This window comes from Paraburkholderia nodosa (assembly GCF_001718195.1).
Classification (GTDB): Bacteria; Pseudomonadota; Gammaproteobacteria; order Burkholderiales; family Burkholderiaceae; genus Paraburkholderia; species Paraburkholderia nodosa_A.
The window spans coordinates 50,680-61,221 of the sequence record NZ_MCNV01000039.1; the positions used below are offsets into that span (position 1 = coordinate 50,680).

At 60.8% G+C, this 10,542-nt stretch carries 7 protein-coding genes and 2 pseudogenes; 5 read left to right on the top strand and 4 right to left on the bottom strand.

Translation table 11 applies throughout. The features are described 5' to 3' along the window. Positions 1-611: 611 nt before the first annotated feature. Positions 612-1,640: an IS110 family transposase gene (locus BFD71_RS35825; protein ID WP_069268942.1), complete on the top strand. Its 1,029-nt coding sequence runs from the start codon at positions 612-614 to the stop codon at positions 1,638-1,640. A 617-nt stretch (positions 1,641-2,257) separates the two neighbouring features. Here the strand turns inward: BFD71_RS35825 and BFD71_RS35830 are convergent. Continuing rightward, complete coding sequence (locus BFD71_RS35830) at positions 2,258-3,427, bottom strand: IS91 family transposase (protein WP_069268943.1); 1,170 nt, start codon at positions 3,425-3,427, stop codon at positions 2,258-2,260. Between the two features lie 21 nt (positions 3,428-3,448). Next, positions 3,449-4,324: a site-specific integrase gene (locus BFD71_RS35835; protein WP_069268944.1), complete on the bottom strand. Its 876-nt coding sequence runs from the start codon at positions 4,322-4,324 to the stop codon at positions 3,449-3,451. Positions 4,325-4,570: 246 nt separating this feature from the next. Here BFD71_RS35835 and BFD71_RS35840 point away from each other — a divergent pair. After that, a pseudogene (locus BFD71_RS35840) lies at positions 4,571-5,701 on the top strand (IS110 family transposase). A 441-nt stretch (positions 5,702-6,142) separates the two neighbouring features. Here BFD71_RS35840 and BFD71_RS35845 read toward each other — a convergent pair. Together BFD71_RS35845 and BFD71_RS35850 are read right to left on the bottom strand one after the other, a co-directional pair. Further along, positions 6,143-6,514 (bottom strand): DoxX family protein, encoded by a 372-nt coding sequence (locus BFD71_RS35845; protein ID WP_069268945.1) that lies wholly within the window; start codon positions 6,512-6,514, stop codon positions 6,143-6,145. Between the two features lie 78 nt (positions 6,515-6,592). Continuing rightward, the gene (locus tag BFD71_RS35850) at positions 6,593-7,465 is read right to left on the bottom strand and encodes an NmrA family NAD(P)-binding protein (protein WP_069268946.1); all 873 of its coding nucleotides are present in this window, start codon (positions 7,463-7,465) and stop codon (positions 6,593-6,595) included. 245 nt (positions 7,466-7,710) lie between these two features. On the opposite strand from BFD71_RS35850, the gene BFD71_RS35855 reads away from it, so the two are divergent. From BFD71_RS35855 to BFD71_RS35865, 3 genes and pseudogenes are all read left to right on the top strand, one after another. Continuing rightward, positions 7,711-8,043 (top strand): winged helix-turn-helix transcriptional regulator, encoded by a 333-nt coding sequence (locus BFD71_RS35855; protein WP_256095065.1) that lies wholly within the window; start codon positions 7,711-7,713, stop codon positions 8,041-8,043. Between the two features lie 407 nt (positions 8,044-8,450). Then, the gene (locus tag BFD71_RS35860; RefSeq protein WP_141710914.1) at positions 8,451-8,912 is read left to right on the top strand and encodes a response regulator; all 462 of its coding nucleotides are present in this window, start codon (positions 8,451-8,453) and stop codon (positions 8,910-8,912) included. A 1,069-nt stretch (positions 8,913-9,981) separates the two neighbouring features. Next, a pseudogene (locus BFD71_RS35865) lies at positions 9,982-10,542 on the top strand (ABC transporter ATP-binding protein); the annotation flags it as partial.

Genomic DNA, 10,542 nt, shown 5'->3' on the forward strand with positions numbered 1-10,542 from the left:
TGCTTGCTAGCGAGCTTGGCGTCTTTCTTTCCCGCAGCCATAAACACCTCTCAACTGGTTGTGATTTGTACTGCTGAGCTAATGTAGGAAGAATTTAGCCAAATGTGCGAATAGCGTTTACCCGTGCCTGCCGGGTAAGTCGCACCTGAAACGTCGGGCAGTGGCAGTTTGAAGCGCTCAATCGCGCCTCCGTAGGCTGAGTCCTTGGGCGAAAAAATAATGAGATCGCCCACAAGATCAAGAACATCTTCCTGCTTCCGTGGGCAGAGGGCGGAATCGTTGCGGCCAAACGGTGGCAGACATCCACGGCAGCTAACGGCGCCATCCGGTCATCCACTTCGATTTCTCGTGGACCACAGTCGGCCATTGCTGACATTGAGGTGCGCCAGGTGGTACGTCAGCAACGTGGCGGTTTGCTGACAGTGGCTGCATCGAGCAACCCGACGTCAGCTTCTTGCATCAGCGAACTCACACTTTCGTTAAGAATGGAATGAACGTCCCCCACCCGTCGGTGTGGCGACATAGTGAGCGAATCCGCACGCGCTGACGGGCCCAGAAATTTCCAGTTGGGAGATGATGAAGGTTTCCCGCGGCAAACCGGAGGATGCGAGATGAGCTATATGACCGTCGGCGTAGACATCGCTAAGAATGTGATGCAGATGCACTGGGTCGAACCGGAGACCGGTGAAGTCTTCAACAGATCGATCAAGCGCGCAGCATTCCTCGAACACTTCGCGAATCGCGCGCCTTGTTTGATTGGAATGGAGGGCTGCGGCGGTTCACAGCACTGGGCGCGGCGGCTAATTGAAATGGGACATCAGGTGAAGCTGGTTCCCGCCAAGTTCGCCAAGGCGTTCAACATCGGGAACAAGAATGATGCGGCTGACGCGCGTGCCATATGGATGGCCACGCAAATGCCCAGCAAGAGCGTCGCCGTAAAGAGTGAAGCGCAGCAGGCCGTCCTGGCGCTCCATCGGATGCGCCAACAGAAGCTCAAATTCCGCACGATGCAGATCAACAGCCTGCGTGGTCTACTGACCGAATATGGAGAAGTGATGGGCAAGAGCCGCGCTGCGCTGGACAAAGCAATCCCGCATGTGCTGGCCAGGCTGGCCGACCGGCTGCCGGCCATGTTGATCGAGTCACTGCGCGAGCAGTGGAACGATCTCGAAAACCTGGACCGTCAGATCGCCGACATCGAACGCCGTTTGCTGAACTGGATGAAAGAGAGCAATGCCTGCAAGGCGATAGCAGAGATTCCAGGCGTCGGCCTGCTGACAGCGACCGCAGCGGTCGCGACGATGGGTGATGCAAAGTCATTCAGGTCAGGGCGTGAGTTCGCAGCATGGCTCGGCCTCGTTCCCGCCCAAACGGGCACGGGAGGAAAGGTTCAATTATTGGGGATAAGTAAGAGGGGCGATACCTATCTACGCACTCTATTGGTTCACGGGGCGCGCAGTGTGTTGCACCATACGAAGGAGCCGAGTGAATGGCTCAAACAGATCAGCCTCCGGCGCCCGTCAAACATAGTGGCCGTCGCACTGGCGAACAAGATGGCGCGAACAATCTGGGCAATCCTGGTACATGGTCGTGAGTATGAACGCGCTTACGTGAGCATCAAGCCACACCTGACCGCCTGATGCTCACGTAAGCAGAAATCTGATTTTATGGAGTGAACTCTCAAAGTTGCGCTGGCAATCGTAAGTGATGACGACACAGGTAGGACCGGGACTCGCCAAACCTGGGAATAACCAAGAGCTTCGAGCTCGCGTTAAGAATGAGGTGCGAGTCAGCGGATTTCATAGGGGCCAGCAGCCAGTCAGGCTGTAGAAAAGGCCGGATATAGAGCTGCAACCTTCCTGTCAGTCACTACGAGCGAAAAACCGGTGCAATCCGGGGGACGTTCATATAGGTTTATTCGATGCCTGCCGTCGGCCGCAGGAATGTGCATGCCTCCGCGTGTGTCGGCAGGCGTCGAATAAACCCGATGGAGGAAACCGCGGAGTGCCCCAGTGCGGTTGGAAGCTTTGCGGCTATGGCGAATGATAGGCTGGGATGGTCAGTGGTGTCGGAATTGGCACCGTCAGGCGGGGTGTCGGCGTGTCGCTAACGCCATAGCAAAGTGGTGCAGTCGTGCATTCACGATGAGGACGCGGGCAGGCGAAGTGCTTCGCGAAGCGACACGCGCAAACGTCCGTTCGTGGGCCGCGTTGCCGCAAAGCCGACGGTCGGTTCGGATATCGGGGAACCGTGGAGTTCATGTCTGATCCCGGCGCATTGGCGGTGCGCGGATCGGGGCGCTGCGCGCGAGGATGTCGACGACGATCATCGGTGCGCCGCAGTGCCGGCAGATGAAGACGGGCCGGGTTTCGATGGTGGCGTTGTCCGGTGACGGGCTGATCCGGGGTGCGACGTGTAGCAGATCGCGCACCCTGGCGAGCCTGATGCGGCGCACCGGGTTGGCGAGCAGTCCGTAGTGACGGATGCGATGGAAGCCGCCAGGCAGCACATGGAGCAGGAAGCGGCGCATGAATTCGCCGGTTTCGAGGGTCATGGTCTTGTAGCGGGTGTGCCCCTTCGCGCGGTAGTCCTTCCAGCGGAACGTCACACCGCGCTCATCGAAGGCGACGAGGCGCTGGTTGGAGATGGCAACGCGGTGCGTGTAGCGTGAGAGGTACTCGAGCACCGCCTTCGGCCCGGCGAACGGGCGCTTGGCGTAGACCACCCATTCGCAGGCACGCAGCGGCGCAAGCCATCGGGCAAAGGTGGCGGGATCCGCGAGCCCGGTGTACTCGCCGAAGAACTGCAGCTGGCCATGCCGGTGGGCCACTTCGAGCGCGTCGAGGAAGCGACGTCGGAACAGACGCGACAGGACGCGCACCGGCAGGAAGAAGCCGGGCCGGCACGCGATCCAGCGCTCGCCGTCGGGTGAGAGTCCGCCGCCGGGTACGATGCCATGCACATGCGGGTGATGCGTGAGCGCCGAGCCCCAGGTGTGCAGTACGAGCGTGGCCCCGATCTGGGCCCCAAGATGCTTCGGATCCGCAGCGATGGTACGCAGCGTGTCGGCGGCGATGTCGAGTAGCAGGCCGTAGATGATCCGTTTGTTGTACCAGGCGATTGCGCTGATGGGTGCAGGCAGGGTGAAGACGACGTGGAAGTATTCGACGGGTAGCAGATCGGCCTGGCGTGCCTCCAGCCAGCGGTGTGCGGCGCTGGCCTGGCACTTCGGGCAATGCCGGTTCCGGCACGAGTTGAAGGACACCTCTGTCCTCGCGCAGCCTGAACAGCGCAGCAGATGTCCGCCCAGTGCCGCCGTGCGGCACCGTTCGATGGCCGACATGACCTTCAGCTGCCCCAGGCTCAGGTGTGCCGTGGCTCGCCACGCTGGCCCGTGGCTGCGGAAGATGTCCGCAACCTCCAGCATGAGGCGCTACAGCGCGCGGGCCTACTCGGAGGGCAGACGGTCCAGCGGACTGGTGACCTCGTGCAGCAGGTCGGTGGCCACCTGGACGTAGAGCGCGGTGTTCTCGAGCTTCGCATGGCCGAGCAGCACCTGGATTACGCGGATGTCCACCTTCTGTTCGAGGAGATGTGTCGCGAAGCTGTGCCGCAGCGTGTGCATGGACACGCGCTTGTCGATCTGCGCGGCCTCGGCAGCGGCATGGATGGCGCGGTTCAGTTGCCGCGTGCTGAGCGGGTCGACGGGATCGAGCCCAGGAAACAGCCACCCGCCATCGAGCATCTTGCCCTGCGCCCGCGCCACGTGCCACCACACACGCAGGCGCTCGAGCAGCACCGGCGAGAGCATCGCATAGCGATCGCGGCGGCCCTTGCCCTGCTCGATACGCAGTGTCATGCGTTCGCTGTCGACGTCGGTGACCTTCAGTGCTACCACTTCGCTGGCGCGTAGCCCCGCGCCGTACGCGACCGACAGCGCGGTCTGGTGCTTCAGGTTGCCGGCCGCCTCGATGAGTCGTCGCACTTCACCAGGACTGAGCACGACGGGTAATACGCGGGGAACGCGAACTGGTTGCATCCTGACCATCAGCTCGGGCCGGTCGAGCGTGACGGTAAAGAAGAACTTGAGGCCGGTGATCGCGTGGTTCAGCGACACGGCCGATGTGCCGTGGTCGACCAGATAGAGCTGGTAGCGCCGCAGGTCCTCGACGGTGGCCGTGTCAGGTGAGCGTCCGAGAAGCCGGGCGAACTCACGCACGATGTGCAGATAGATGTCCTGCGTCTTGGGAGCAAGCTGGCGCATGCGCATGTCGTCGATCATGCGCTGGCGCAGTAGGCTGGCGTTTGCCGGTAAGGAGGTCATGATTCGGCTCCTGTTGAAGAACGAGGCGGATTGCCTCATTCGCCAACATAAAACCGCGTGACCGGCCTCTCCCTGACCACCAGCGTCGGACCGTAGCCCCTACCGCGCGAGCGGTTTAGGCAGTATGACTTTCCGTGAGGTGCTGGCTGGCCCGCCGTGAGAAATCAGACGCGGGTTAACATTGCTGCCAGAGCCGCATGGTGTGCACGAGGGCGACACCCGGCGATTTCCACCACGGAGGCCAGCATGGGACACGATAGCACGGTGTACGTCGGTTTGGATGTCCACAAGGAATCGATCACAGCAGCCTACGCCGTCGAGACAGGCGAGGTGGAGTTGCTGGGCAAGATTGGCACCTCGAAGGCGGACATCGATCGCTTGTGCCAGCGCATGCAGTCCAAGGCACCGCACGTATGCATTGTCTACGAAGCAGGTCCATGCGGCTACGGCCTTTACCGGCAACTGCTGCAGAAGGGATTCGACTGCATGGTATGTGCCCCTTCGCTGATCCCGAAGAAACCCGGCGAGCGGGTCAAGACCGACCGCCGCGACGCACTCAAACTCGTGCGCTCGTTGCGCGCAGGTGATCTCACGGCAGTCTACGTGCCGGGCGTCGAAGATGAAGCATTCCGGGACCTGGCTCGCGCATGGGCCGCAGCAAAAGCGGATCTCAAGCACGCGCGCCAGAGGCTCAAGTCCTTTCTACTCTCCCATGGCATCCGTTATACCGGCAGCGCGAACTGGGGTCCGGCACACCGACGGTGGATCAGCGCCTTTGCGTTCCCCAACCACTGGCAACAACTGGCCTTTGACGAGTGCCGCCGTACCATCGAAGACAGGCTCACACAATGCGACCGCCTTGAGACGGCACTGCGCGAGGCTGTCGTCAACTGGCGCTTCTATCCAGCCGTACTGGGATTGCAGGCAATGCGGGGCATCCAGTTCACCACAGCCGTAGGCATGCTCGCCGAACTCGGCGACCTGTCGCGATTCGAGCATCCGCGCTAGCTGATGGCCTGGCTCGGGGTGACGCCTTCCGAGCACTCTTCCGGAGACCGGCGCCGTCAAGGCAGTATTACAAAAAACGGGAACAGCTATGCAAGAAAGCTGCTCGTGGAGGCTGCGTGGAGTTACAGATACCCCGCCCGGGTGAGCCCGGATATCCAGCGCCGCCATGAAGGAATCCCGAAACCGATCATTGATCGCGCATGGGATGCTCAGCTGCGACTGTGCCGGCGATATCGCAAGCTCGCAGCGCGCGGCAAGAATGTGAACACCGGTGTGGTTGCCGTTGCGCGAGAGCTCTCTGGGTTCATCTGGGACATCAGCAGACTGGCGATGTCCCTCGCCATACCGAAGGATGCCAAACCAGTCTGACACCACATTAACGAGGATACGAGGAGTTTCCTGAAGGCGGCGTAGCCCGGCACCCGAGTAACCCGCGATTGGACTATGTAACACATCTCATGCGACTTGCGACTTTAGGTAGCGGCAGGCTCATAGGGCGGACCACAGTAATGCGGTAACCAACCCGCGGATATCAGTGTGACCCACCGTCGAGACGTACTGCTACGTCGCCCTCAGGAAATTCAGATGCACCAAACCCGAGAACCGATCGAGATTGACACAGAAAGTCATATCAGTCCGTCGACCCTGAACGGCCCGTCGCGAGCACAAGACGTCGATGACCGCTTCCGAAGTACTTCGGACGCCAGCTGACCAACCAACCGCGAAGCTCAATTCAAGAAGTCAGCGCTGTTCCAACTGGGATTTGAGTAATAGCACGGCCAGCATGCTTGTTAGCAGACCGCGTAAGGTTCAGGCCCGAGCCAAAGAACCGGTAGCGAGCCGCTCGCGCCAGGCAATCCAGCCCACAACAATCGATAGTGTCGCCGCGACAAGCGGCGCCACTCCGTGTCCGTATTCGCCGTGCACTGCGACGGTTGCCAGCGCAGCCAACATTACGGTGCAGCCGAGCGCCGAGCCCCACAGCCGCGTCCGTGGTCGCGCTAGCAGAAGGGCAGTCATGAGTTCCAGCGAACCAGTTACGAAATGGAACCACTGCGGATATCCCCACTTCAGGTATTCCTCAAAGATGGATCGCGGGGCGACGATGTTGCTGAGCGATCCGACGACGAAAAAAGCGGCAAGAACCAAAGGTAATACCTGGCGCCAGGAAATCTTGGACATTCGTTCTACCTTCTCTGTTGAGTGCACAGCCGAGGATTAGTGCGGCCGTCTGTTCGACGAGACGGCCGTCTCCGTTGTTCATGCCGTATTGGCCTTGTAGGCCGCCGCAAAGACATCGCGAGGAGACGTCGTGCCCGCGATGTGCTCCGTACCCGCGACGCCGAGATCCATCCAGCCCGCGTTGACGGCGTCGAACATCGCTTCGGCGGGCCCGGTCTGTCCCTTCGGGACGCCGAACTGTTCGAACGCTGCTGGCCAGCCGGCACGCGGGATGGAAAGGGCCTTGACGTCGCGCTGCAAGACTTCGCCCAGTTGGGCCGCGACTTCGTCCGCGCTGACCATCGAGCCAAGCTCGACGACGCGATGCCCGGACCACGGCTGCTCGGTCAGCAGCGCCGCCACTTCGGCGCCGATATCGTCGGTCGCGACCATGGTCGACTTCCGACTCGTCGGGTTGTAGTAGACAGGTAGCGTTCCGCTCTGGGCGACGTGCAGGCCGTAAAGGAAGTTTTCGAAAAACCCGCCGGCTCGCACATAGGCGATCGGCAACGTCAGATCGCGTAGTCCTTGCTCGAGAAGCGACAGGGCCGTGATCATTCCCAGGCCGCTGGTTCTGTTCGCCCCCATCGACGAGAGCACAACCACCCGCGGCGGCGCTCCTCTGGTCAGCGCCTCGACATAGTTCGCGATCACGCCCTTTGCTTCCCTGAAATCAGGCGAGGGTGCCCAGACAGCCGGCAACATGACAAATGCGCCGTCGACTCCGTCGAGCGCCCTCTCCACGGTGGCCGCATCATTCCAGTCGCCGTCGACGAGTTCCACGCCTCGATCCGCCCAATTCGCCGCCTTCTCGCGATTGCGGACCAGCGCCCGTACTTGCCGGCCTTGCGCCAATAGATGTTGGGCCGTTGCGCCACCTACGCGTCCGGTAATGCCCATTACCAAAATCATGTAGTTCTCCTGAAATTAAAATTGCCCTTAAATGCCAACACTTCTGCGGCTACTGCTGGATGCGGTAATGTGGAATCTTCGGCTTCCGCCTGCGACTCCACGCGCCGGCCCAGATGCCTGCCGGAGTCAGCTACGGAAGGCGGCCGGGAACAGGGTTTGACATTCGAGCTCCCTGTGGAGCAGTCTTTGTTTGAGGGTAGGTCTATCATAGAGACCAATGCCTCGCGCCGGAAGGAGGCAGTTTTTTGTTACCAGAGGAGTTTAGGGGAACCCGAATAAGCACTGTCCAGAAGACGATCGAGAGATTCAGCCGTTATCAACGTGAACTGGGCGCCGCCCAGCCTGCACACTGCGCGATTCGCGACGTGCTCGACCGCATCGGCGACAAATGGAGCATGCTCATGATCATGGAGTTCGCGACGCGGTCGCGGCGCTTCAGTGAGCTTCACCGGGCCATCCCTGACATTTCCAGGCGCATGCTTACCCAGACACTGCGCGATCTGGAGCGCGACGGACTCATCACCCGCCATGTTTTCCCACCAGCCCACCCAGCGTGGAATATCGTCTGGCTCCGCTAGGCCAGTCCCTGCTGGACCCGATGGCGGCCCTCATCGATTGGGCAGATCGTCGTTATCCCGACATCCATGCCGCGCGCGTGCGATTTGACGGCGCATCCGGTGATGTCCCGCGCTAGATGCTCAACCCGCTGTGAGGGTGGAGGCGAAAGCCTGAAGCGGCCAGTCCATGTTCTGCTTTGCAGATGGCGCGCAAGGTCGGGCGGGAATGAAAAATGCGCTATAGCCAACCTCCGCAGATGCGCGCTGACAAGGCGCGTGCTTCTGACAGACAACGAACCAGACCTTCGAATAGACAGCCAGACGTTACCGCGTGCAGAGGAAGCCGATGGCATCCACGTAAGGACACGCGAGTTGGCTTTGTACCGGTGGCTCAGGATCGCCCTGAAACGCAAAAGCAGGGGCGATACGTGGCGAAGATATTGCTGGTTGAGGACGATCCGCGCATGCTCGACGCCCTGGTCTGGCTTATCGAGTCCGAAGGCCATCGGGTGGCTCAGGCGCGCAATGGCGCAGAAGCGCTGGTGCTCGCGCGTTCGCAACCGCCAGAGCTAGTGGTCACCGATTACATGATGCCTCTCATGGATGGCCTCGAGCTGGCCAAGGCACTCGCTGATGATCCCCAGCTTTCGAGGGTCCCGGTGGTGCTCACCTCGGCCATCGCGGAGCCGCCTGACCCTGGTGCCTTTCGGGCTTTTCTTCGCAAGCCTTTCGCCGCGTCCCGGCTCCTCGACCTGATCAACAAGAGTGTCGCCCGCCCGGCCATACAACTAGCAGCAGGACCGGCGTGCCATTTCCTCCGTCGCGTCTGCAGTTTCCCAGGCGGAGATCGATTTCCACCGTGCGAATCCTGCTGGCGAGGCTGCCAGTAGTCACCGGCCCCCCAGCGTCTGGAGCAATCAATCATGCAGGCTTCGTCTGGTTGCCCGAATATCGACGAACAGCCTTGGTACTACAAATCCGTGCGCACCGCCTTTCTTGAGCGTGCACGTCGCTCCTCTGCGGAATGCCGTAGTAGTGGAAGGCTGTAATGAATGGCTTGCGATGTGAATGCGACGACTGCCAGGTGCTGTTGCGGGCACTGCGCAGCTGGACCAGCCACCGCTGGCACGTGGACCGCAGACGTCTCAAGTCCGAGATCCAGAGCGATCGGACAGCGCGATACGGTGTTTATGGGTAGCCTCCATGCCGCCAGATCACTCGGTTTGCTGGAGCGGCCGTCTGAGGGCGTTGGACCTCATTGACAAGTCGCTCATTGTGTTGCCCCCAGCACCAGATTTAGAAAGCAATAGCGAGTCGCAGGATCCCTGTCGTCGCCACTGACGACGGCCAGTAAGTCGAGGCCGCCGAAAAGCGAGCGGGGTCACCGAGCGTGCATTACGCGCATGAATGTTGCCGTTGGAAAGTCTCTCATAGGCGAAGGCGAACAGTTGGAAATGACCGAACTGGGAAGTGCATAGGAAGGCCATGCGCAGCGGATCGCCTTCGCCTACAGCCTTCCGTAGGTGACCCGTTACGGCCCGTCGTATCCCGTCGATCCCGACGTCCTCTGTCGATTGCGGAACGGCCATTCAACCAGCGAAGTCTCCAAGGTGTTGGGCCACGTGCCCCGCTTGCATCACTGGTTTGATCCGTGCCCTCCTCGCTCTTCTGAGGGTTGCGGCTCGCGCGCATGCTGGACGGGTTCGTGAATCAGCTCCCGCCCTGAAAACAGGACGCCGCCGTTCGAGCGGCACTTCAAGATCCGCGGGAGTACGGCCTCCTTCATCAGCTCCTTTTTCTGTTCGTGCGTACGACCGGGAGCGGCGCAGGCTATGACTTCTGGATTGGATTGCCGGTCGTGCAATGACAACACGCGCTCTCAGGAACGACTTATGCGCACTTACCGCTGGCGCCATTTCTGATCAGACGTTCATCTGGCGCTAACAGGGGCGTACCGCGATGGTTACGACACGTGCAGACATTGCAGATGGGGAACCCCGAAGGCAGATTCGCGGACGCCGCGCGACGGCATTGATTCAGTATGCACGCAAACCGATCAGTCTGCTCTTGCGTTACGTCCGGGCACATCCGTACGGCCACCTGGTGGTCCTGTCAGGCATCGTGGCAGCCATTGCCTGTTCGCTGGGCGCCCAGTTTGCGACGAAGAATCTCATCGACACGCTACCTGCAGGTCACGCGCATCCCGCTCGTGTAGTGGAGGCATTCCTCATCATCGTTGCACTCCTGTTCGCGGATAACCTGTTCTGGCGTCTTGCAGGCGCGGCCGGCGTGCGGACCTTCGTCGCGGTGACAGGGGATGTACGCCGTGAACTGTTCGGATACCTCACCGGTCATTCGCCCGCTTACATTTCGAATATTCAGCCGGGAACGCTTGCGAGCCGGATCTCGTCGACCGCCATCGCCATCTTCACGATCGAAAATATGGCGGCATGGAGTGCCATTCCGACGCTTCTGTCCGTATTGGGATCCGTTGTACTTATCGGCTCGGTGAGCAAAGGG

Bases quoted from the DNA above. Each gene is read 5' to 3' on its own strand.
- BFD71_RS35825 (WP_069268942.1), top strand. From the start codon at position 612: ATGAGCTATATGACCGTCGGCGTAGACATCGCTAAGAATGTGATGCAG.
- BFD71_RS35830 (WP_069268943.1), bottom strand. From the start codon at position 3,427: ATGCTGGAGGTTGCGGACATCTTCCGCAGCCACGGGCCAGCGTGGCGA.
- BFD71_RS35835 (WP_069268944.1), bottom strand. From the start codon at position 4,324: ATGACCTCCTTACCGGCAAACGCCAGCCTACTGCGCCAGCGCATGATC.
- BFD71_RS35845 (WP_069268945.1), bottom strand. From the start codon at position 6,514: ATGTCCAAGATTTCCTGGCGCCAGGTATTACCTTTGGTTCTTGCCGCT.
- BFD71_RS35850 (WP_069268946.1), bottom strand. From the start codon at position 7,465: ATGATTTTGGTAATGGGCATTACCGGACGCGTAGGTGGCGCAACGGCC.